We start from the raw sequence: 22,040 nt of genomic DNA, 5'->3' as shown, positions 1-22,040 counted from the left end.
AGCGCCTTATGGCGGCGCTTGCGTTCACTTTTGGTAGCGCGCGCAGGCACGATTGACCAGTCGAAGACCGGCCTGAAAGGCCTGCGGCGTGCGGAAATTCGCCCTCAAAGGCTGTTGCAGGTGCCGAAAACCGTGATCGTGCGCGCCGGGCCATCGGATCCATGGATCGACATCAGCGCCTGGCCATCCTCGGCGATGGTCAGAAGCTCTCCAATCGCATGGGCCCCGGCGCTGCCATAGGCGGCGGGCAGGGTGCCGGGGGCCGAGAGGCGCGTCACGGGGCGGTCGCCTGCGGGCGAGCTGAGAAACAGCTCTCCGGCGTGGTCGGCGGCGATGACCTCATAGGTGTCGTCGATGGCGAAGCAATCGATGTTCTCGCATTGCACGGTCATCTGGCAGGTCCAGGGCTCTGCCATTGCCGCCAAAGGGGCAGCTGCGAGGAGCGTAGCGAGGAGGGGCTGCTTCATGCCGCCTCCCCGTCGCCCGCGCGGCATTCATGGCGCAGGTACTCGGCGCTGAGCGCCGTGGGTTCCAACATGTGCTGGTGCAGGAGGATCGCGCCGTCCTCGGTCGCGCCCGCCTCCACCATCGCGATGCGCGCGCCCTCCGGCGCGGTGTCCAGGACGGCCTGCGCCGTGGCGCCCAGGATCACCCAGGTGTCGGCGCCCCGGGGAGAGGCCTCTTTCAGCCATTCGCCGCCGGTCTGGCGCAGCACGAAGTGAGGGTCATCGTCGGGCGCGACGCAGTCCCCGGCGCTTTGGCAGAGCGCCACCGTGTTGCAGAAGAGCGGCGAGGGCAGTTCGGCCTGGGCTGCCCCGCCGAGGCTCAGGAATGCTGCGACGGCCCGGATCACTCGGCGGCCTCGCAATGGCCGAGGCCCGTGACCACCCGCGTCCCCGCCTGGGGCTGGTGGCCGGTGACAACGACGCGGCCCGTGCTGTCGAAGGTCACCATCTGGGTCGATTGCGCGCGGTCATTGAGGAACATCAACGTGCGCACGCGCACTTGTTCCACCGCGTCGGCGGGGGGCAAATAGTCGGCGATTAGCTGGTAGTCCGAGGGCAGATCCGCGTTCCAGGTCACGCGCCAGCCGTCCTCGCCTTCCGCGATGGTGATCCGTTGATCCCAATCGCGGCAGGCGCCCACATCGGGGCAGAGGATGTCGAGCACGCAGGTCCAGTTGAGCGGGGCTTCCTGGGCCGGGGCGATGGCGGGCAGGGCGCAGAGCAGGGCGGTCAGGGCGGCGCGCATCTTGGGGGTCCTTTTGGGGCACGTGTCAGGGTGTAAGTTAGTGCGCGGCAGGGGGGAGGTCCACGGATCCGGCCGCCTCATGCGTCCGGCTCGCACGTGCCGAAGTACGAGATCGACTGGATGCCGCCGCCTTGGGTGATGTCTTGCTGCGTCATCACCGCCTCGCCCCGGCCCGTGACTGTCAGCAAGATCGTGCTGTCGGGCGAGGTCTGGAACAGGGCGCCGTAGGACGGCGGGGTCAGGTGCGACAGGAGCGTGCCGAAGACGGGCCGCGCGTCGTCAAAAAACGCGAAGGTGCCGGAGATCACCTGGAACGTGAAGGGCACGCCGGGGTGGGTCTGGCACTCGGTCAGGGGGCTGCAGATGGTGGTGAAGGTGCAGTTGAGGTCCTGGGCTGCGGCGGCGCCGGTTGCGGCACAAAGACCCGTCGCCAGGCAGAGCATCCGCGCGATCATGATCCGGTCATCTCCGTCAGTTCCGTGCACCGGTGGCGGAACATATTCGAGGCCACCGCCTCACCGCGCAGCAGGAACTGATCGATAATCAGGGCCCCGTCCTCGGCGCTGCCATCTGCGACGATCCCCACCTGTACCGCAGCTGCGTTAAGGCGTTCCGCCCGGGCGGCGTCAAAGGCTGCGGCCTCGGTCGTTTCAAGCGACATGCGGAAGCGGGCCGCGTTGTCGGCGTAGACCTGCGTCCAGACCTGGCCGTCGCGCGTCAGGGTGAAGATCGCCCCGTCCGGCAGCACATTACAGGTCGCGCCATTGTCAAAACACACCTCGTGGGAGCGACAGGCCAGGGGCGAGGGGATGGGCTCCGCCGCCGCTGCGGCCCCCGGCGCGATCCCGGCGCAGAGCACCGCCAGTGTGATCGCCCGTGTCATCCGCCGAGGAAGCTCTTGCGGACCTCCGGATCGGCCAGAAGTTCCTTGCCGGTGCCCGTAAAGGCATTGCGCCCTTGCACTAGCACATAGCCTTTGTCCGCAATCTCAAGGGCTTGGCGGGCGTTTTGTTCGACCATCAGGATCGGGATCCCGGTGCGAGAGACCTCGATGATGCGGTCAAAGAGCTCATCCATCACGATGGGGGACACGCCTGCGGTGGGCTCGTCCAACATCAGGACCTTGGGCTTTGTCATCAGCGCCCGGCCCACGGCGACCTGTTGGCGCTGGCCGCCCGAAAGCTCGCCCGCCGCCTGGGCGCGCTTGTCGCGGAGGATCGGGAACAGATCAAACACCTGCTCCATCGTCGCGCGGAAGTCGTCTTTGCGGATGAAGGCCCCCATCTCCAGGTTCTCCTCCACCGTCATCGACGTGAAGATGTTGGAGGTCTGGGGCACGAAACCCATCCCCGCGCCGACGCGCGCTTGCGGGGACAGGGCCGAGATATCCTGCCCGTCCAGCATCACGTGGCCTTGGCGCAGGTTGAGCATCCCGAAGACCGCCTTCATCGCCGTCGATTTGCCCGCGCCGTTGGGGCCGACGATCACGGCAATCTCGCCGGGGTTCACGGCGATGGTGCAATCGTGGAGGATGTCGGGGCCATTGCCATAGCCGCCGGTCATCGTGTCGCCGATGAGGAACGGATGATCGCCCGGGGCGGGGACGGCCTTGCCTCCCTGGGCCACGGGATCACCCATGGAGGGCGGTGCCGGCTTGCCAAGGGAACGGTCCTTGTTGCCGCGATCGTTGTGGTAGGGGTTGTCGGTCATTGCACGCGCTCCAGCGCTTCGAATGGAGATAGAGTTCCGAGTGAGACCCTCTGGAAATGCAGAAGGTGCCGGATCTCTGAGATGGTGTCGTGGAAGTCGACCAGAGTGTCATCAAACTCGGGCGAAAAATCGGTGAGGATGATGAACATGTTGTCCTCGGGCCGGGTGATTTCGATATGGTAGGCGGCCACGTCATCCGCCGATGACAGCGCCTCGTGAACGGTGATCGTGTCGACCTGTACGGAGCCAAAACGCTCCACGCGCGTGCCCAGGCTTTCGACGTCGCCGTGCAGATGCGTGCCCTCCAACGCCTCCGGGAAGCCGTCGAGGGGGGGCATTTGCGGCAGGGGTTCGGCATTCATGTAGATCGTGACGGCCTCAAGCCGATCTTCGAAATGTGCCCAAACCTTAGTGCCATCCACACCCAGATCGATAAGGGAGAAGCGCACCGGGACACAGAGCCGCGCGCCGTCCGGGTCCAGCCCGAAACAGGCGCCGTTTTGCGGGGCGGAGCCATCGGCCCAACCCGCAGAGCCCCAGAGCAAGAGGGCTGCGGCGGCCAGTTTTCCCCAGTGGGCTAGGATCACGCGGGTTCCTCCAGCTGATCCTTGTTCTTCAATCCGGTGCCCAAATAGGCCTCGATCACCGCGTCGTTGGCTTTGATCTCGTCCAGCGTGCCCTCGGCCAGCACATGGCCTTCGGCCATGCAGATGACCGGATCACACAAACGACCAATGAAATCCATGTCGTGCTCGATCACGCAGAAGGTGTAGCCGCGTTCCTTGTTGAGGCGGATGATCGCGTCGCCAATGGTGTTCAGAAGCGTGCGGTTCACGCCTGCGCCGACCTCGTCGAGGAAGACGATTTTGGCGTCGACCATCATGGTGCGGCCCAACTCCAGGAGCTTCTTCTGGCCGCCCGAGATCTGGCCTGCGGGTTGCTCGGCCAGGTGTTCAACGGTCAGGAACTCCAGCACTTCGTCGGCCTTGGCCCGCAGGGCGCGTTCTTCATCGGCGATGCGTTTGCGGCCGAACCAGGTGTTCCAGAGCGACTCGCCCGATTGACCCTCGGGCACCATCATCAGGTTCTCGCGGCAGGTCATGGAGGAGAACTCGTGGGCGATCTGGAAGGTGCGCAAGAGGCCCTTGCCGAAGAGCTCGTGCGGGGGCAGGCCGGTGATGTCTTCGCCGTCCATGACCACGCGGCCAGAGGTGGGTGGCAGCACGCCCGCGATCACGTTGAAGAGCGTCGTCTTGCCCGCGCCGTTGGGGCCGATGAGGCCGGTGATGGACCCGGTCTCGATCTTCAGGCTGGCGCCGTCCACGGCGTGGAAGCCACCGAAATGTTTGTGCAGGTCGTGTACTTCGATCATCGCGGGCGCCCTTATGGAAAAAGGCAGCCCGGTTCCCCGGACTGCCCGTTTGGATATCGTCTGGGACTTAGCGGAAGCCAGCGACGACCAGTTCACCACCTTCGATCTCGATCTCACGGTAGTTGCCGGCGCTCTCGCCGCCGCCGATGAGTTCCACGGCGGAGGCGCCGACATAGTCGACCTCTTCGCCGTTGGCGATCATCTCAAGCGCCATGCCAAGCTGACCCGGCAGGATCTCGGTGCCCGGCGCGTTGGCGACGTTCATGATCTCACCCATGTAGTCGGCAGCGGCGCGGCTTTCGGCGGCGGCCATGGCGAGCATGATCAGGGCGGCGGCGTCGTAGCTTTCGGCGGAGAACGGCGAGGTGCCGTCGAAGCCTGCTTCTTCTGCCATCGCCTGGTAGATGCCTGCGCCTTCGGAGTCGGTGCCGGGGTTCTGGCCGAAGGAGCCGTCGATGTCGGAACCGAAGTTGTCGACCAGCGCCTGGGACACCATGCCGTCGGGGAAGACGAAGGTGTCAAACGCGCCGGTGTCCAGCGCTGCCTGGATCACGCCAGAGCCGCCCTGGTCGACGTAGCCTGCCACAACGAGGGCGTCGCCACCGGCGGACGCCAATGCGCCGACCTCTGCGGAGTAGTCCGCGCGGCCGTCTTCGTGGGCGGCGGAGAGGGTCACGGTGCCGCCGGCTGCTTCAAACGCGGCAGAGAAGGCATCGGCCAGACCCTGGCCATAGTCGTTGTTGGTGTAGGTCAGCGCGACGGTGTCGATGCCACGCTCCATGATGATCTCAGCCATCACAACACCCTGGCGCGCGTCCGACGGCGCGGTGCGGAAGAACAGGCCGTTGTCCTCAGCGGTCGACAGGCCGGGCGAGGTGGCCGACGGCGAGATCATGACCATGCCGTTCGGGACAGCGACGTTGGCTAGGATGGAGCCGGTGACGCCGGAGCAGTCCGCGCCGACGATGCCGTGGACGTTGTCCGACGTGATCAGACGCTCGGCCGCGGCTTGAGCGGCAGAGCTATCAACGCAGGTCGAGTCCGCGCGGATCGAGGTGACGGAAGCGCCGCCAAAAAGCGCGCCGGATGCGGTGACTTCGGCCATCGCCAGCTCGGCGCCGTCGCCCATGGCCGGCGTGATGGATTCGATTGGGCCGGTGAAGCCCAGGATCACGCCAAGCGTGACGTCGCCCTGGTGGCCATCAGCGGCGGCTGCGCCGGTCAAGGCAATGGATGCGGCGGATGCCAGCAAAAACTTTTTCATCATGTATCTCCCTGGTGTGGACATTGCTTGTCCTTGGTGCGCGGCAGGTTAGCGGCCCGTTTGGCAAAGGGAAAGGGGCGTTTCGCCTCCGCAAGGTAAGGAGGATATCGTTCTTTCGGGTGCCCTTGGCCTTGCGCCCGGGCGGGCGATTTGCTCGAGTGAAACTCCTGCCGTCGTTAGGAGAGCGCGATGCCTGCCCCGATCAACACCCTCAAAGCAGCACTTGCGCGCGGCGACCTGCAGCGTGGGTTATGGCTAAACCTGCCCGGCAGTGTGACGGCCGAGATGGCGGGCCGCGCCGGGTTCGACTGGTGCCTTATCGATGGGGAACACGGGCCCTGGGACCCCGCGGGCATTCGCGATCAACTGGTGGCGCTGGCCGCAACGGGCACGCCTGCCGTGGTGCGGGTGCCGGTGGCCGAGGAATGGGTGCTCAAGCAGGCCCTGGATCTGGGTGTTCAGACGGTTCTGGTGCCGATGGTCAATTCGGCGGCAGAGGCGGCCCGCGTTGTCCGCGCCTGCCGCTACCCGCCCGAGGGAACGCGCGGGATGGGCGCGATGGTGGCGCGCGCCGGTGGGTTCGGGGCGGTGGCGGGCTATCCCGCCACGGCAAACGAGCAGATCTGCGTGCTTGTACAGGCCGAAAGCCGCGCCGCGATCGACGATCTGGAGGCGATCGTGGCCACAGAGGGCGTCGACGGCGTGTTCGTCGGCCCCGCCGATCTGGGCGCCGACATGGGCTACCGCGATGACCTGATGAACCCAAAGCTGTGGCGGGTGATCGACGCGTCGATTGCGAAGATCCGCGCCGGTGGTAAATCCGCAGGCATCATCGTCAGCGGCCCCGAGATGGAGGCGCGGGTGATCGATGCTGGGGTGAATTTCCTCGGCTGTGGCGGCGACGCGGGCGTGTTGCGGGCGGGCCTTGCGGCCCTGGCGGCGCGCCCATGATCCGCATCGCCCATGGCGACGCGGAGGCGCTGATTGACCCCAGCGTCGGCAACATCCCCCATTGGCAGGTCTCGGGGCGGGTGCCGCTGCACGTGGCCCCCTGGCGCGATGAGGCCGCGGTTCAGGACGACCCGGACGTCGCGCTGGTGGACAAGCGGCTGGCGGGCGATTTCCTCTGCATGCCCTTTGGCCGCGATGATGTGCACGGCGGCCCGATCCATGGCCCGACGGCGAATGATCCGTGGGATCTGGTGGCGCAGGATGCCGCCACGGCGCGCTTCGCGCTGAGCTCGGGCGTCCTCGGCGCCCATGTGACAAAGGAAATCCGGCTGGTGGGCCCGTGCCTGTTGCAGACCCATGTGGTCGACGGCGGCGCGGGCGAGGTCAGTTTCGCCCACCATCCGATGACGCGCATGGCCGAAGGCGGGCGCCTGTCGTTCAGCCCCAAACGCGTGGCCCTGACCGATCCGACGGCACAACACGTCGGCGCAAATCTATGGGCGCTCAACCAGTTACGGGGCGATCTTAAACTGGATTGCGAAGACGGCACACAGTGGGATCTGCGCACCTATCCCTCGGGCCACGTGGTGGAGGATTTTTGCACCCTGGCCGAGGCGCGCGGGCGCACGCTGGGGTGGACCTGTGTGATGCGCAACGCCGAAGACGATATGGTGATCGTGCTGAAAGACGCCGCGGTGCTGCCGGTCACGATGCTCTGGATCTCCAACGGCGCGCGGGACTTTCCGCCCTGGAACAGCCGTCACGCGGGCGTCTTAGGCATCGAGGATGGCTGCGCGATGGGCGGCGAGGGGCTGGCCGCGTCCTGTGCCGACAACCGCTTGACCGCGATGGGCCTGCCCACCTGCCTGCCCCTGGGGGGCCGCCACGTGATCCGCCACGCCCTGGTGTCCCTGCCGCGCCCGCCGGGCTGGTCTGAACTCGTGGACATAACGCTGCACGGCGGTGAGTTACACCTGCGCGAGGCGGGCGGCGCCACCCTGGTGATCCCGTTCCCGGAGGGACATTTTGACTAGCCCGGCGCCGGAGGGGCGCCTGATCTGGATCGACGGCGACGCCTGCCCGGTGAAGGAGGAGGTCTACACCTGCGCCTATCGCCACAAGATCCCCGTGCGCCTGGTGGCCGCCAGCTACCTGCGCCACCCCGATCACCCGCTGATCACGATGGTCATGGCGGGCGACGCCTTTGACGCCGCCGACGATGTGATCGCCGAAGGTGCGGGGCCCGGCAGCCTGGTGATCACTGCCGATATCCTGCTGGCCGAGCGCTGCCTGGCGGGCGGCGCCGTGGTGCTTAACCATAAAGGCGTGGCCTTCACCGCAAATTCCATCGGATCGCAGGTCGCGACCCGCGCGATCATGGCCGATCTGCGCGCGGGCCTGGACGGGCAGGGGATCGGCGGGCAGAAGCCCTTTTCCAAAGCCGACCGCTCGGCGTTTTCCAATGCGCTGGAGACGGCACTCCGGCGTCTTTAAGCGCACAGCTTCTATGGTGCGAGGCCGCTTGAAATAGGGGCCAAAGGGGCGTAGAGCCGCGGTCTGTTTCAAAGGTGACCCCATGTCCTTCACGCTCGCCATCGTTGGCCGTCCCAATGTCGGGAAATCCACGCTGTTCAACCGCCTTGTCGGGCGGAAACTCGCGCTGGTCGATGACCAACCCGGCGTAACCCGCGACCTGCGCGAAGGGGCGGCCCGGCTGGCCGACCTGCGGTTCACGGTGATCGATACGGCGGGTCTGGAAGACGCCAATGACGACAGCCTGCAGGGCCGCATGCGCCGCCTGACAGAACGCGCCGTGGCCATGGCCGACGCGACGCTTTTCGTGATGGACGCGCGCGCGGGCGTGACCGCGAACGATCAGGTCTTCGCCGACATCCTGCGCAAATCGGGCCGCCCGGTGGTGCTGGCCGCCAACAAGGCCGAGGGCAATGCGGGTCAATCCGGCCTGCTGGACGCCTATTCCCTGGGCCTGGGTGAGCCCCTGGCGCTGTCGGCGGAACACGGCGAAGGCATGGCCGACCTCGCCGCCGTGCTGCGCCCCCTGATTGAGGGCATGGAACCCACGGATGAGCCCGAAACCGACGTTGATGTAGAAGGTGAAGATCGCGTCATAACACGCTCTAAACCCTTGCAAATTGCCGTCGTCGGACGACCCAATTCGGGCAAGTCCACCCTGATCAACCAGATCATCGGCGAAGACCGCCTTCTGACCGGCCCGGAGGCCGGGATCACCCGCGACGCGATAGGCCTGACGTTTGACTGGGACGACGTGCCGATGCGAATTTTTGACACCGCAGGCATGCGCAAACGCGCCAAGGTGCAAGAAAAGCTGGAGAAACTCAGCGTCTCCGATGGGCTGCGTGCCGTCAAATTCGCCGAGGTGGTCGTGGTCCTTTTGGACGCCGCGATCCCGTTTGAGTCCCAGGACCTGCGCATCGCCGACTTGGCCGAGCGCGAAGGCCGCGCCGTCGTCGTGGCCGTCAACAAATGGGACCTGGAGCCCGAGAAACAACAAAAGTTGAAAGACCTGCGGGTGGGGTTCGAGAAGCTCTTACCGCAACTGCGCGGCGCGCCCCTTGTCACGGTCTCGGCCAAGACCGGCAAGGGCCTCGACAAACTGCACGCCGCGATCATGAAGATCCACGAGACCTGGAACACCCGCGTCTCGACCGCACGCCTGAACCAATGGCTCTCGGCGATGATCGAAGCGCATCCGCCCCCCGCGCCGGGCGGCCGTCGGATCAAGCTGCGCTACATGACCCAGGTCAAAACCCGGCCCCCCGGTTTCGTCGTCATGTGCTCGCACCCGCAACTGCTGCCCGAGGCCTATTCGCGCTACCTGATCAACGGGTTGCGCCAGGATTTCAACATGCCCGGCACCCCGATCCGCCTCTACATGCGCAGCCAGGCCGAGGATAACCCCTACAAGAACCGCAAGAAATCAACCCCCTCGCGTCTCAACAAACACGTCAAAAAGGGCGAAACAAAGAAGGGGTGACGCTCTCGCGCCACCCCCTCATTCCCCGTTCTCCAAATATCCCCGGGGGTGCGGGGGGCTGGCCCCCCGCTCGGTCGCCCAGGCCGAAGGCCAGGGCGACATCCCTTAAGCGTTCGCTTCCCGGATCTTGTCCGCCGCGTCCTTGTCGTAACTGACACCATTCTCGGCGAACAGCGTGTCCAACTCCCCCGACAGCGTCATCTCGGTGATGATGTCACAACCGCCGACAAACTCACCCTTCACGTAAAGCTGCGGGATCGTCGGCCAGTCCGAGAAATCCTTGATCCCCTGGCGGACTTCCTCATTGGCAAGCACGTTCACATCGGCGAAATCCACGCCCATGTAGTTCAGCACGCCTGCCACGCGGGAGGAGAACCCGCACTGCGGCATCGATTTTGTGCCCTTCATGAACAGCACCACGTCGTTGCCGGTGATGGTCTCTTTGATCTGGGTCTCAGCGCTCATTGTCTCATGTTCCTTTGGTCGTCCTGGCGAATGCGCAGGGGAATGGTTTGGGTCCGCACGGGGCGGAGACAGAGGGCAAGTGGTTCAAACAGCGCAAGCCAGATGGCGATAGCGAGCCGGCGCATCACTCCGGCGCTTTCGTGGTCAGGGCCAGCGCATGCAAATCGCCCGCGGGGCCGTCCATCTTGCCCTTCAGCGCCGCATAGACCGCGCGTTGCTGCTGCACGCGGTTCTTGCCGCGAAAGCTCTCGTCCACCACCATCGCCGCCATATGGACGCCGTCATTGCCGCTGACTTCAATCTTGGCGTTCGGAAACGTCTCGCGCAGCAGCGTTTCGATTTCAGAGGCTTGCATCGGCATGGGCGGCTCCTTGGATATCGAACAGAAATGTAGGGCGGGGATACCCCCGCCGCAAGCATGTCACGCGAAGGTTTGTGCAAAGCTGGATGCATAGGCGTCCGACAAGGCCGCCAGCGGCGCGTCCGAGGGGCCAATGCGCACCAGATCGCCCCCCACTTTGCCCACGGTGCTCAACGCCACGCCCGCGCGACCTGCGGCCACCATCAAGGCCTCGGCCTTATCGAAGGAGGTGGAAATCAGATAGCGCGCCTGATCTTCGCCAAAAAGCGTCGGGGTATCGGCAACGTCCAGGGTGATGCCGCAGCCCGCCGCATGGGCAATCTCGAAAGCGGCCAGCGCCAGGCCGCCATCGCTCAGGTCCGTGCAGGCGCCAATCCATTCGCGGTTGTCACGAATGAAGTCGCCGTTGCGCTTCTCGGCCTCCAGATCGACCGCAGGCGCATCGCCGTCCTCGCGGTTGAACACCTCAGACAGCAGGGCCGATTGCCCTAGATGACCGGTGGTCTCGCCCACCAACAAAAGCACATGCCCCTCCCGCGCAACACCTGCGAGGAGATCACGGACGTGATCGAGGAGGAGACCGACCGCGCCGATCGTGGGCGTGGGTAGAATGCCCGCGCCATCGGTCTCGTTATAAAGCGAGACGTTGCCCGACACGATCGGCATATCGAGCGCCTTGCAGGCTTCACCGATGCCCTGAATCGCCCCCACAAACTGCCCCATGATCTCGGGCTTTTCGGGGTTGCCGAAATTCATATTGTCCGTCGTGGCCAAGGGCTTGGCCCCCACGGCGGTCAGATTGCGGTAAGCTTCCGCCACCGCCTGCTTGCCGCCTTCCACCGGGTTCGCCTTCACGTAGCGCGGCGTCACATCAGAGGTAAACGCCAGCGCCTTCCCGGTGCCATGGACCCGGACCACACCCGCGCCGAGGCCCGGCGAGACGACTGTGTCGCCCATCACCTGGTGGTCGTACTGCTGATAGACCCACTGGCGCGAGCAATAATTGGGCGAAGACACCAGCGCGCGCAGCGCGTCGATGGGGTCGACTTCGGGCACGGCGTCCATCTCTGCCGCCGGTTCCGTCGGCACCCAGGGGCGGTCGTATTCCGGTGCGGTGGAGGCCAGCTTGGACAGCGGCAGGTCGGCCTTTGTTTCGCCTTTGTGGACAATCAAAAAGCGATCCTCGGGGATCGTCTCACCCACGATGGCGAAATCCAGATCCCATTTCACGAAAATCGCCCGCGCGACGTCTTCCAACTCGGGCTTGAGGACCATCAGCATCCGCTCCTGGCTCTCGGATAGCATCATCTCGTAGGCGGTCATCGCCTCTTCACGCACCGGCACGTCGTCGAGGTTAAGGCGGATCCCAAGGCCCCCCTTGTCGCCCATCTCCACGGCGGAGCAGGTCAGGCCCGCTGCCCCCATATCCTGGATCGAGATCACGGCGCCCGAGGCCATCAGCTCCAGCGTCGCCTCCAACAAGCGCTTCTCGGTGAACGGATCACCGACTTGGACGGTGGGGCGTTTTTCCTCAATCGTGTCGTCAAACTCGGCGCTTGCCATGGTGGCCCCGCCGACGCCATCGCGGCCTGTCTTGGCGCCCAGGTAGACGACGGGCATGCCAACGCCCGAGGCGGCTGAGTAGAAAATCTTGTCTGTGTCGGCCAAACCGGCGGCAAAGGCGTTGACCAGGCAATTGCCGTTATAGGCGGCGTGGAAGCGGACTTCTCCGCCAATAGTCGGCACGCCAAAGCAGTTACCGTAGCCGCCGACGCCTTCCACGACGCCGTGGACAAGCTGGCGGGTCTTGGGGTGGGCGGTTTCGCCAAAGGACAGCGAGTTCATCGCCGCGATGGGTCGCGCGCCCATGGTGAAGACGTCGCGCAGGATGCCGCCAACGCCGGTGGCCGCCCCCTGATAGGGCTCGATATACGACGGATGGTTGTGGCTTTCCATTTTGAAAACAACGCATTGGCCGTCGCCGATATCCACGATGCCGGCGTTCTCTCCAGGGCCGCAGATGACTTGCGGGCCTTCCGTGGGCAGCGTCCGCAGCCACTTCTTGGAGGATTTGTAGGAACAATGCTCGTTCCACATGGCCGAAAAAATGCCCATCTCGGTGTAATTCGGCGCGCGGCCGAGGATGTTTTGCACCTCGGCCCATTCGTCGTCGGTAAAGCCGTGGGCGGCGATCACATCGGGTGTGATGGCGGGTTCGGTCATGCGTATTCCCCAGATTTGCGCGGCTGCGACCGCCCTGTCCCCTGTCTTGGGGGCTCTATAAGCGGCCTTGCGGGCGGTTGGAAGCCTTAGAGGGGCCGCTGGAACACCAGCGCCGTGGGTTGGGTGAAGCCGGGGTGGGTGAAGGTGCCTGTCTGCTTGAACCCAAGGGCCAGATAGGTGGCGTGGTTTTCGACCAGCTGGACCCGGGCATAGAGCTGCAGAGCCTCCAGCCCCCTGTCGCGGGCACGGGTTGCGGCGGCCTCCATCAACATCCGCGCCAAACCCTGTTTGCGGTGCGAGGCGGCTACGGCAACCTTGCCGACCTCATAGAGCCGCCCGCGCGCCGTGCCGAAGCCGCAGGCGACGGGTTGGCCCTGGTCACGGGCAAGGAACAGATCCTCATCCCGCGCCTTGGCAGCGATATCGGCAAGTGTCATGGTGGTCAGGAACGAGGGCGGATCGATGCGCCCTTCCATGGGCGCATAGGCCGCGCGCAAAAGCGCCTCCAGCGCGGCCCAGTCGGCGAAATCCGGGTTTGTTTCTATTTTCGAAACAGTCACGAAGCCCTCCCGTAAGGCCTTGGCATCACCCCAAAAAAAAGGCCGAGACGAATCTCGGCCGAAGTCCAACAGGGAGGTATTGAAGTGACCAGATCGGCCTCTTCAATACCGAATAACTATTAATCAATTGGCTCACAATCAAGGCAAATAGGGGCTTGCGCACGCAAACCTGATATGTCTGTGGCGCATAGCACACAGACTTAGGGACCGTTTGCACAAGCATTAAGCAGGCGGTGCAGCCTCCACTTCGCGCTGTCGGCGGCGATAGGCGATGACCTCTTCACTGACAAAATCGCGGAACACTTCGATCCGGCGGGATTGGCGCAATTCTTCGGGATAGGCGAGGAAAACAGGCACTTCGGCGGATTCGATCTCGGGCAACACGCGCACGAGGTCGGGGAAATCCTGGGTCAGGTAATCGGGCAGGACGCCGATGCCCAGGTCATGGATCACCGCTTGCAGCACTCCGAAGTAGTTGTTCACCGACAGGGTGGAGCCGACATCGTAGCTCATCAACTCGCGCACCAGAATGGCGCCCGCGCTGACCTGCGCGGCAGAGGCGTTTTGCGAGATCAGGCGGTGATCGCCCAGGTCCTCGATGCTGGTCGGCGTGCCGTTCTTCTCTAGGTACGAGGGCGTCGCATAGAGGCGCATGTTGATCGTCATCAGGCGGCGGCGGATCAGATCGGCCTGGCTGGGTTCTTTCATGCGGATGGCGACGTCAGCCTCGCGCATCGGCAAATCGAGCAGGCGTTCTTCCAGCATCAGGTCGATTTTCAGATCGGGGTATTTCTCATAAAGCGCGGGCAGGCGCGGGGCGAGCCAGAGGGAGCCGAAGCCGATGGTGGTGGTCACCCGCAACTCTCCGAACACCTCTTCTTCGCTGTCGCGGATGCGCGCCGAGGCGGTGTCGAGCCGTTTGGTCATGTGCCGGGTGGCGTCGTAAAGAAGCTCTCCCTGTTCCGTCAGAATCAACCCCCGGGCATGGCGGTGGAACAGCGTCGTGTCCAGGTTCTCTTCCAACGCGCGGACCTGGCGGGACACGGCGGACTGCGACAGGTGGAGCGTATCGCCCGCATGGGTCAGCGACCCAGCCGAGGCCACTGCATGAAAAATGCGTAACTTGTCCCAATCCATGACCCAACCTTCCCGTTGATGGCGCTAACGTAGGGAGGCGATGCTGCGGGTGCAAAGGCTTTCTGACGCCAAGGGCGGCATCGGGTGAAGACACGCGTAGACAGGTCAGTATTTGTGACCTATAGTGGTGACAGATATTTGACGCACGGGAGGTCCCTATGGGAGTGCAGCAGGTCTCGCTTGACGACAAATTCGATCTGACGAAATCCCCGGTCTTGCTGAACGGCACCCAGGCGCTGGTCCGCCTGATGCTGATGCAGAAGGAGCGGGACCGCGCGGCGGGACTGAACACGGCGGGTTTTGTCAGCGGCTATCGTGGCTCGCCCCTGGGGGCGGTCGATTTGCAGATGGCCCGCGCGGGCAAGCGGCTGGCGGCCTCTGACATCACCTTCAAGCCGGGCCTGAACGAGGACCTCGCCGCGACCGCCCATTGGGGCGCGCAGCAAGCCGAGCTGCGGGGGGAGGGGCGTTTCGATGGCGTCTTCGGCCTGTGGTATGGCAAGGGCCCCGGCGTCGACCGCACGGGCGACGTGATGCGCCATGTGAACATGGCGGGCACGTCGCGCCATGGCGGCGTGATCATGGCGATGGGCGATGATCATACGGGCGAAAGCTCCACCGTGTGCCACCAGTCCGATTTTGCCATGGTCGATGCCCATATGCCGGTGCTGAGCCCGGCGGGCGTGCAGGAGATCCTTGATTTCGGCGTCTACGGCTATGCGTTGAGCCGGTACGCGGGCGTCTGGGTCGGGCTGAAATGCGTGAAGGACAACGTGGAGGCGACGGCCGTGGTCGATGCGCGGCCTGACCGGATGACCTTTGTGGAGCCTGAGTTCGAGATGCCCGAGGGCGGGCTGAACATCCGCTTGGGCGATCACTGGATCCCCCAGGAAGAACGTCTGGTGGAACACAAGCGCTACGCCGCCGAGGCCTTCGCCCACGCCAATGGAATCGACAAGCGGGTCCACGGGCGCGCGGGCGCGAAGATCGGGTTTGTGGCGGCGGGCAAGAACTGGCTCGACCTGCTGTCGGCGATGGAGGCGCTGGGGATTGACGGGCCCCAAGCCGAGGCGCTGGGGATCACCACCTACAAGGTTGGCCAGACCTGGCCGCTCGACATGCGCGGCTTCCATGATTGGGCCGAGGGGCTGGACCTGATCGTTGTGGTGGAAGAAAAGCGCAAGCTGATCGAGGTGCAGGTGAAAGAGGCGATCTTTGATGATCGCCAGGGCCGCCGCGTTTATGGCCACCGCGATGGCCACGGTAACACGCTGTTCCCGACGCATTTTGCCCTGGACCCTGCCGATATCGCGATGAAACTGGGCGCGATCCTGGAGGAAGAAGGCTGCGCCACCGACGGCATCCGCGCGGGCATGGCGCAGGTGGAAGAGGCGATGCGCGCCTCCAATGCGCCGGATCTGGCCAAACGCACGCCGTGGTTCTGCTCGGGCTGTCCGCATAATTCCTCGACCAAGGTGCCGGATGGCTCTCGCGCGGGCGCGGGCATTGGGTGTCACTTCATGGCCAAGTGGATGGACCGCGAGACCGAGGCCTACACCCACATGGGTGGCGAGGGCGTGAACTGGGTCGGCGAGAGCCTGTTTTCCACCCGCGATCACATGTTCCAGAATCTGGGCGAGGGGACCTATAACCACTCCGGCATTCTGGCGATCCGCGCCGCTTTGGCTGCAGGCACCAACATCACCTACAAGATCCTGTTCAACGACGCCGTCGCCATGACCGGCGGCCAGAATAACGAGGGCGATCTGGACCCCGCGCGCATCGCCCATGAGGTGAAGGCCATGGGGGTGGAGCATATCGCGCTGGTCTATGACCCCAAGGAAGAGGTTGATTTCAGCGCCTTTCCCAAGGGGTTGGAGCGGTTTGAGCGCGACGATCTGATGAAGGTGCAAGAGGTCTACCGTGGGCATAAGGGCGTGTCGGCGATCATCTACGTGCAGACCTGCGCCGCCGAAAAGCGCCGCCGTCGCAAGCGCGGGACGTTCCCCGATATCGACAAGCGCGTGTTCATCAACACCGACGTCTGCGAGGGCTGCGGCGATTGCGGGGTGCAGTCGAACTGCGTGTCCATCGTGCCGGTGGAAACCGAATTGGGCCGCAAGCGGGCGATTGATCAATCGACCTGCAACAAGGATTTCTCCTGCGTCAAAGGGTTTTGCCCGTCGTTCGTGACGCTGGAAGGCGCGGTAATCAAGAAAGAGGCCAGCGCGTCTGTCGATTTGGACGGGCTGCCGGAGCCGAGCTTGCCCGCGATCACCGGCACCCACAACGTGCTGGTCACCGGCGTCGGCGGCACGGGCGTCGTGACCATCGGCGCGGTGATGGCGCAGGCCGCACAGCTCGACGGCAAGGGCGCGGGGATGATCGAGATGGCGGGCCTGGCGCAGAAGGGCGGCGCGGTGGCGATTCACCTGCGGCTGGCGAACAAGCCCGAGGATATCGCTGCGATCCGGGTGGGGGCCGGAGAGGCTGACGCTGTTATCGGCGGCGATCTGGTGGTGACAGGCGGGGCCAAGACGTTGAGCCAGATGAAGGCGGGCCGCACCGGGGCGGCGGTCAACAGCCATGAGATCACCACCGGTGATTTCACCCTCGACACCGAATTCACCATTCCGGGCAAGGACCTGGAGGTCGCGTTGCAAGCGCGGGTCCGTGACAAGCTGGTGTTGTTTGACGCGACCGAGCTGGCGCGCGTGCTGCTGGGGGACTCGATCTATTCCAACATGATGACCTTCGGCGCGGCCTGGCAGATGGGGTTAATCCCGTTAACCCACGCCGCCATTGTGGAGGCCATCGCCATGAACGGCGCCGCGATCGAGGCCAACAAACAGGCCTTCGAGATGGGCCGTTGGGCGGTCGTGAACCCCGATCAGGCGACGCGGTTGACCACGTCCAACGTTGTGGGAAAGCCGAAGACGCTGGACGAGAAGATCGCTTTCCGCAAAGCGCATCTGGAGGCGTATCAGGGCAAGCGGCTGGCCAAGCGCTATGCCAAACTGGTCGACAGTGTGGAGGAGCCGACCCTGAAAGAGGCCGTCGCCAAGGGCTACCATAAGCTGTTGACCTACAAGGATGAATACGAGGTCGCCCGCCTTCATCTGGAGACGGAAGCCAAGGCGCGCGAGACCTTCGGGGGCGACTTCAAGATGACCTACCATCTCGCGCCGCCGATGCTACCGGGGCGTGATGCGGCGGGGCGTCCCAGGAAGCGGGAATTCGGCCCCTGGGTGGGTCGTGTCTTCAAGGTTCTGGCGAAGATGAAGCGCCTGCGGGGCACGCCTTTGGATGTCTTCGGCTATAGCTCGGAACGGCGGACGGAGCGCGCGCGGATCAAACAATACGAGACCGACATGGCCCGCTTTTTGCCGCGCGCAGATGCGCTGCCCCAGGGGGCGCTTCTGGCGCTGGCGGAACTGCCGCTGAGCATTCGCGGCTTTGGTCCGGTCCAGGAGCAAAACGGCCATGAGGCGGCGATCCAGCGCGAGGATTTGCTGGCGATGCTGGAGGCCAGTGGAACCGTCACGCACGAGGCCGCCGAATAGTTTTCCACCTTTCCCCCCTGTCGCGGGCGCGTTAGAGCGTGGCGCGAAGAAGGGGGGCAAGATGCCGGAACTAGCCGAATTTCTGCCGATGCTGGCGCTGATCCTGGCAATCGGCGCCCTGTCCGGTGTCATCGCCGGACTTTTGGGCGTGGGCGGCGGCATCGTGCTTGTGCCTGCGTTTTTCTTTGCGTTTGAGGGGCTTGGTTATGCGACTGACGGGTTGATGCAGATCTGCCTGGCGACCTCGCTGGCCACGATTGTGGTGACCTCCGTGCGCTCGGTCATCGGCCACCACAAGAAAGGCGCGGTCGATTGGGCGATCCTGCGCGCCTGGGGACCGGGGATCGCGATTGGGTCAGCTTTGGGCGTGGTGGCGGCCAGCGGGCTGCGCAACGAGGTGCTGATGGGCATTTTCGGTGTCCTGGGCCTGAGCGTGGGCCTTTACATGGCGTTTGGCCGGGCGGAATGGCGGTTGGGCGCGCAGATGCCCGGGCGCGTGGGGACGGTGGCAACCTCGCCGGTGCTGGGGTTCCTGTCGGTCCTGATGGGCATCGGCGGCGGGTCCTTCGGGGTGCCCCTGATGACGCTCTTCTCGGTCCCCATTCACCGCGCCGTCGCCACGGCGGCGGGCTTTGGCGTGCTGATCGGCGTGCCCGCCGTCATCGGCTTCCTGTTGACATCGGCAGAGGGCGCGGGGCGCCCGCCGTTTACCCTGGGGCAAGTGAACCTGGTGGCTTTCGTCGCGGTGATTGCCATGACGCTGGTCACAACGCCCCTGGGCGTGAAGCTGGCCCATGCGATGGACCCCAAGCCGCTGAAACGGATTTTCGCGGTGTTCATCATGGTCATGGCGCTCAACATGCTGCGCAAGGCGCTTGGGTTTTGAGCTGGCTGGACGCGGGATGGCAGGTATTTGGGCCAGAGCCTGCGGTAGAGGCCTGGATCGCGGCGGCGCGCGGGCCTGCGTTGAAAGCCGCAGCACAGGAGCCGCGTCGCCATGGCGGCACCTGGGGCGTGGGTGTTGATGCGTTGGACAATGACGCCGCCGGGCGCGTTGCAGGCGGGCCGCCCTTGGGCGGGCGGGCGTTTGACGCAGCTGTCGCGGTGACGGGTGTGGCAGGGCTGCATAGGGCGCAGGTCTCGGTCACTTATCCGGGCTACCCGCGGGAGGATGACGGGGAAAGCGCGGCCAACCATCGCTTCCGCCGCGACCGCGACGCCGCTCATCTGGACGGGCTGTTGCCGGTGGGGCCAGACAAGCGTCGGCATCTGCAAGAGCCCCACGCCTGGATCATCGGGCTGCCCCTGACAGAGGCGGACGCCGATGCGGCCCCCCTGGTCATTTGGCACAAGAGCCATGAGGTGATCCGCCGCGCCTTCACGCGGGCTTTCGATGGCATCGCGCCGCGCGATTGGTCGCAAACCGACGTGACAGACCTCTACAAGGCGGCGCGCGACGAGGTGTTCAGAACCTGCCCCAGGATCGAAGTGCCGCTCACGCCCGGCGATACGGTGCTTCTGCATCGGATGACGATCCACGGCGTGGCCCCCTGGCGCGAGGGGGCAATGGCCGCGACGGAGGGGCGAGCGATTGCGTATTTCAGGCCGTGTTTCGAGGATGCGGACCGCTGGCTGACGGCGCCTTAGGATTGCGCGCGGGGCAGGCGGGCGCGGTAGGTGATGAACATCACCGCCAGCACCCCGATATTGGCCAGCATCTGCGGCGAGGTCGCGACGCGCGCGAGATTTGAGGCGCCGACCACCAGGACCTGTGCCAGCACCAGCGCCAGGACCGCGACGGCGAAGTTCACCGCCGTGGCGGGGGCCGCGCCCGGGTCGCGGTCGCCCTGCCGCCCGAGCCAGAACGCCATGACAGCCCAGACCGGCGCAGGGCCAAGGATCAGGTGGACGATGCCGGGCAGGATGATCAGGAACATGCCCCCTTCAGTCGCGGCAGCCCACCCAGCGGCGAGATCGCCGTCGCCAAGCGCGAAGACCATCACGATGGGGTAGAAGACCAAAAGGCCAATCCAGCTGCCCGCAAAGCCCGCTATCAACCACGACGCGCGCCGATGCTCTGCCGGGGTCTGGGGCCGCTGCTTGTTCGGCCCGAAGCTTTCGCCCGCGCGCGCCACTAGGTGCCGCGCCGCAGCCGCGCCGCCCGTCCCCCGCGCCGCTTGAGAAGTTGCGGCGCGCGCGAGGGGAGGTCTGCCATCACTTCGGCGCGGGCCTCATGGGTGAGGCGGGACCACTGGGTGATCTCGTCGATGGAACGCAGGCAACCGGTGCAGAGCCGCGCCTCGGGATGGATGATGCAGATCTTGACGCAGGGCGACTGGATCTCATCGCGTTTCCAAATGTCGTCGCTGGAAGCGCGCTTGGAGTTGGTGTCTGTCATGCCGAAGTCCTCAAATGGCGCAGACGATCCAGCGCGCCTTGCAAGATATAGCTTGCGGCGACCGCATCAATAACCTCGGAGCGACGTTTTCGCGTCGTATCCGCCTCAATCAACGCGCGTTCCGCCGCGACGGTGCTCAGCCGCTCATCCCAGAAGCCGATGGGAAGCGACGCGAAATCGGCGCGGCGCGACAGGTTGAGGGCGAAGGCGCGGGTGGCCTGGGCGCGGGGGCCTTCGGAGCCGTCCATGTTGCGGGGCAGCCCCAGGATGATCCCGCAAACCTCATGCTTGGCGATCACCCCTGCCAGCGCATCCGCATCTAGCCCGAATTTCTTGCGTTTCACGGTTTCCAGGGCGCTGGCCGAGGTCAAAAGCCGGTCCGAGAGCGCCACGCCGATGGTTTTGGTCCCCAGGTCCAGCCCCACAAGGCCACGCATCGGCGCGAGCGCCCCGGCGAAATCCTCAAGGGTTTCAAAGATCATTGCCCGTCGTCCGCAGACCCGGTTCGGGCCATCGCGGCGCGAAAAGCGCTTTCGACGATTTCCAGCGCTTCGGGGAACTCCGCAAAAACGCTTAACGCCTCTTCATGGACGATCTGCGCCGCATTCGTGCGACCCAACACGCCGTAAGCGGTGATCAGCTGCGCCCAATCCTGGGGCGTGCCGCCTTCCGTGCCCAGGCGATCCGCCAGACCTTCGACCATCGTCTCGATCATCGCCTGCTGCTCGGAAGGATCGAGCCCCTCCATCGCGGCCATATCCGCCGCCGTGGGACCGCGCGGGGCGGCAAGGAGGGCAGGGTCCAGCTCCACCCCTGCGGCAAAGGCGATGTCGGCGATCTGCGCCCGAATGGGCCGGACCCAGGGCGCCTCGGGGCGGGATTCGGCCAGCAGGTTGGACCAGATCGGCAGGGCCAGATCGGGGCGGCCCTGTTGGGCGAACATCTCTCCGGCGTAGTAGCGTCCGGTGCCGTCGCGGGGCTCCAACTGCAGGCCGATGCGCAGGGCCTCTTCCGCCTCGGGCGAGACATAGCCGCCGGCGGCGAAAATCATCATCTCGGCCAGGTCGATGTAGTGGCGACCCGTCACGTCGCCTTCCAGAAGCCCGATCAGGCGCGTCTGCGCGCGGTGGGCGGCGCGGAAATTGCCCAACATCGCCTCGTTCGCGGCCAGAAGGGTCAGGCCCTCGGTGTCGTCGGGGCGCTGCTCCATCACCGTGCGCAGCTGCGCGACCATCGCGGCACGCTCTGGGTCGGCGTCGGACGCGGGGACGTCTGGCACTTGCTCTTCCGCCAGTTCCTGGGAGGGGCGGTTTTCGCGCGCTTCCTCGATCATCGCGATGCGCTGGTCAATCGGCAGATCCGGGTAGCCGGGCGCGCCAATCTGCCAGTAGGTCCAAAGGGCGCCCGCAATGGTCGCCACAAGCCCCAAGGCGATGATCGCTGTCCCGGTGCGCGAGGCGCCTTCCGTGCGCTGGCCCGCGTTCAAGGCGCGGTCGGCATCGAGGATCCGGCGGCTGACTTCCGTACGGGCACGCTCGGCCTCATCTTCGGACAGGGTGCCGCGTGCGACGTCGCGGTCAAGTTCGGCCAATTGATCGCGGTAGACCTGCAAATCATAGGCGGCAGCGGGGGAGGCGGCCTGGACCGGGCGGCGTGCGGCGAGGAACACGATGCCCGCCACCACAACGCAAATAAAGCCCGCTGCAATCCAGAATGCCATGTCGTGCGGTCCCTCTCCCTCTTGCCTGCCTCACATAAGATGCCCCGGC

The 22,040-nt window shown here is 65.2% G+C and carries 25 protein-coding genes; 7 read left to right on the top strand and 18 right to left on the bottom strand.

All coding sequences use genetic code 11. The annotated features are described in order from the left end of the window. Positions 1-104 precede the first annotated feature (104 nt). From AC6I9R_RS12825 to AC6I9R_RS12785, 9 genes are all read right to left on the bottom strand, one after another. Positions 105-467 (bottom strand): hypothetical protein, encoded by a 363-nt coding sequence (locus tag AC6I9R_RS12825; protein WP_461425956.1) that lies wholly within the window; start codon positions 465-467, stop codon positions 105-107. Continuing rightward, a complete protein-coding gene (locus tag AC6I9R_RS12820; protein ID WP_461425955.1) occupies positions 464-853 on the bottom strand; it encodes a hypothetical protein in 390 nt (129 codons plus the stop codon). The genes AC6I9R_RS12825 and AC6I9R_RS12820 overlap by 4 nt, the downstream gene beginning before the upstream one ends. Then, positions 850-1,251 (bottom strand): hypothetical protein, encoded by a 402-nt coding sequence (locus tag AC6I9R_RS12815; RefSeq protein ID WP_461425954.1) that lies wholly within the window; start codon positions 1,249-1,251, stop codon positions 850-852. The genes AC6I9R_RS12820 and AC6I9R_RS12815 overlap by 4 nt, the downstream gene beginning before the upstream one ends. 77 nt (positions 1,252-1,328) lie before the next feature. Then, positions 1,329-1,706, bottom strand: a complete 378-nt coding sequence (locus AC6I9R_RS12810) for a hypothetical protein (protein WP_461425953.1) — start codon at positions 1,704-1,706, stop codon at positions 1,329-1,331. Further along, positions 1,703-2,134 carry a hypothetical protein gene (locus tag AC6I9R_RS12805; protein WP_461425952.1) on the bottom strand — a complete coding sequence of 144 codons (432 nt, stop codon included), beginning with the start codon at positions 2,132-2,134 and terminating at the stop codon, positions 1,703-1,705. The genes AC6I9R_RS12810 and AC6I9R_RS12805 overlap by 4 nt, the downstream gene beginning before the upstream one ends. Next, entirely contained in the window at positions 2,131-2,961 is an 831-nt protein-coding gene (locus AC6I9R_RS12800; RefSeq protein WP_461425951.1) for an ABC transporter ATP-binding protein, read from the bottom strand. Before AC6I9R_RS12800 ends, AC6I9R_RS12805 begins: the two co-directional genes overlap by 4 nt. Further along, positions 2,958-3,548, bottom strand: coding sequence for a hypothetical protein (locus AC6I9R_RS12795; protein WP_461425950.1), 591 nt, complete (start codon positions 3,546-3,548; stop codon positions 2,958-2,960). Before AC6I9R_RS12795 ends, AC6I9R_RS12800 begins: the two co-directional genes overlap by 4 nt. After that, positions 3,545-4,333, bottom strand: a complete 789-nt coding sequence (locus AC6I9R_RS12790) for an ABC transporter ATP-binding protein (protein ID WP_461425949.1) — start codon at positions 4,331-4,333, stop codon at positions 3,545-3,547. The genes AC6I9R_RS12795 and AC6I9R_RS12790 overlap by 4 nt, the downstream gene beginning before the upstream one ends. A 67-nt stretch (positions 4,334-4,400) precedes the next feature. Further along, positions 4,401-5,597, bottom strand: a complete 1,197-nt coding sequence (locus tag AC6I9R_RS12785; RefSeq protein ID WP_461425948.1) for an ABC transporter substrate-binding protein — start codon at positions 5,595-5,597, stop codon at positions 4,401-4,403. Between the two features lie 189 nt (positions 5,598-5,786). Here AC6I9R_RS12785 and AC6I9R_RS12780 point away from each other — a divergent pair, with 189 nt between their 5' ends. The 4 genes from AC6I9R_RS12780 (at position 5,787) to der (ending at position 9,564) form a co-directional block, all read left to right on the top strand. Continuing rightward, entirely contained in the window at positions 5,787-6,548 is a 762-nt protein-coding gene (locus tag AC6I9R_RS12780; protein WP_461425947.1) for an HpcH/HpaI aldolase family protein, read from the top strand. After that, a complete protein-coding gene (locus AC6I9R_RS12775; RefSeq protein WP_461425946.1) occupies positions 6,545-7,582 on the top strand; it encodes a hypothetical protein in 1,038 nt (345 codons plus the stop codon). The genes AC6I9R_RS12780 and AC6I9R_RS12775 overlap by 4 nt, the downstream gene beginning before the upstream one ends. Then, positions 7,575-8,042, top strand: a complete 468-nt coding sequence (locus tag AC6I9R_RS12770) for a YaiI/YqxD family protein (RefSeq protein WP_461425945.1) — start codon at positions 7,575-7,577, stop codon at positions 8,040-8,042. Before AC6I9R_RS12775 ends, AC6I9R_RS12770 begins: the two co-directional genes overlap by 8 nt. Positions 8,043-8,124: 82 nt before the next feature. Further along, positions 8,125-9,564, top strand: a complete 1,440-nt coding sequence (der, locus tag AC6I9R_RS12765; protein ID WP_461425944.1) for a ribosome biogenesis GTPase Der — start codon at positions 8,125-8,127, stop codon at positions 9,562-9,564. Between the two features lie 105 nt (positions 9,565-9,669). Here the strand turns inward: der and grxD are convergent, their stop codons facing one another. The 5 genes from grxD to AC6I9R_RS12740 form a co-directional block, all read right to left on the bottom strand. Further along, complete coding sequence (gene grxD, locus AC6I9R_RS12760) at positions 9,670-10,029, bottom strand: Grx4 family monothiol glutaredoxin (protein WP_461425943.1); 360 nt, start codon at positions 10,027-10,029, stop codon at positions 9,670-9,672. A 124-nt stretch (positions 10,030-10,153) separates the two neighbouring features. Then, positions 10,154-10,390: a BolA/IbaG family iron-sulfur metabolism protein gene (locus AC6I9R_RS12755; protein WP_461425942.1), complete on the bottom strand. Its 237-nt coding sequence runs from the start codon at positions 10,388-10,390 to the stop codon at positions 10,154-10,156. Between the two features lie 60 nt (positions 10,391-10,450). After that, complete coding sequence (gene purL / locus AC6I9R_RS12750) at positions 10,451-12,613, bottom strand: phosphoribosylformylglycinamidine synthase subunit PurL (protein ID WP_461425941.1); 2,163 nt, start codon at positions 12,611-12,613, stop codon at positions 10,451-10,453. Positions 12,614-12,699: 86 nt separating this feature from the next. Further along, complete coding sequence (locus AC6I9R_RS12745) at positions 12,700-13,173, bottom strand: GNAT family N-acetyltransferase (protein WP_461425940.1); 474 nt, start codon at positions 13,171-13,173, stop codon at positions 12,700-12,702. A 222-nt stretch (positions 13,174-13,395) separates the two neighbouring features. After that, complete coding sequence (locus AC6I9R_RS12740) at positions 13,396-14,310, bottom strand: LysR family transcriptional regulator (protein WP_461425939.1); 915 nt, start codon at positions 14,308-14,310, stop codon at positions 13,396-13,398. A 158-nt stretch (positions 14,311-14,468) separates the two neighbouring features. On the opposite strand from AC6I9R_RS12740, the gene AC6I9R_RS12735 reads away from it, so the two are divergent. From AC6I9R_RS12735 to AC6I9R_RS12725, 3 genes are all read left to right on the top strand, one after another. Next, entirely contained in the window at positions 14,469-17,873 is a 3,405-nt protein-coding gene (locus AC6I9R_RS12735) for an indolepyruvate ferredoxin oxidoreductase family protein (RefSeq protein ID WP_461425938.1), read from the top strand. Between the two features lie 61 nt (positions 17,874-17,934). Then, on the top strand, positions 17,935-18,759 hold the full coding sequence (locus tag AC6I9R_RS12730; RefSeq protein ID WP_461425937.1) for a sulfite exporter TauE/SafE family protein: 825 nt from the start codon (positions 17,935-17,937) through the stop codon (positions 18,757-18,759). After that, complete coding sequence (locus AC6I9R_RS12725) at positions 18,756-19,520, top strand: hypothetical protein (RefSeq protein WP_461425936.1); 765 nt, start codon at positions 18,756-18,758, stop codon at positions 19,518-19,520. The genes AC6I9R_RS12730 and AC6I9R_RS12725 overlap by 4 nt, the downstream gene beginning before the upstream one ends. Here AC6I9R_RS12725 and AC6I9R_RS12720 read toward each other — a convergent pair. The 4 genes from AC6I9R_RS12720 to ccmI are packed head-to-tail and all read right to left on the bottom strand — an operon-like array spanning position 19,517 to position 21,991. Then, complete coding sequence (locus tag AC6I9R_RS12720) at positions 19,517-20,008, bottom strand: hypothetical protein (RefSeq protein WP_461425935.1); 492 nt, start codon at positions 20,006-20,008, stop codon at positions 19,517-19,519. The genes AC6I9R_RS12725 and AC6I9R_RS12720 overlap by 4 nt on opposite strands. Further along, on the bottom strand, positions 20,008-20,271 hold the full coding sequence (locus AC6I9R_RS12715; RefSeq protein WP_461425934.1) for a DUF1289 domain-containing protein: 264 nt from the start codon (positions 20,269-20,271) through the stop codon (positions 20,008-20,010). The genes AC6I9R_RS12720 and AC6I9R_RS12715 overlap by 1 nt, the downstream gene beginning before the upstream one ends. Further along, a complete protein-coding gene (ruvX, locus tag AC6I9R_RS12710; RefSeq protein WP_461425933.1) occupies positions 20,268-20,753 on the bottom strand; it encodes a Holliday junction resolvase RuvX in 486 nt (161 codons plus the stop codon). The genes AC6I9R_RS12715 and ruvX overlap by 4 nt, the downstream gene beginning before the upstream one ends. Continuing rightward, on the bottom strand, positions 20,750-21,991 hold the full coding sequence (gene ccmI / locus AC6I9R_RS12705; RefSeq protein ID WP_461425932.1) for a c-type cytochrome biogenesis protein CcmI: 1,242 nt from the start codon (positions 21,989-21,991) through the stop codon (positions 20,750-20,752). The genes ruvX and ccmI overlap by 4 nt, the downstream gene beginning before the upstream one ends. Positions 21,992-22,040 lie beyond the last annotated feature (49 nt).

Source organism: Gymnodinialimonas sp., assembly GCF_059726805.1.
Note: the sequence above shows the minus strand (reverse complement) of the source record. Positions and strands in the feature narration are given on the sequence as shown.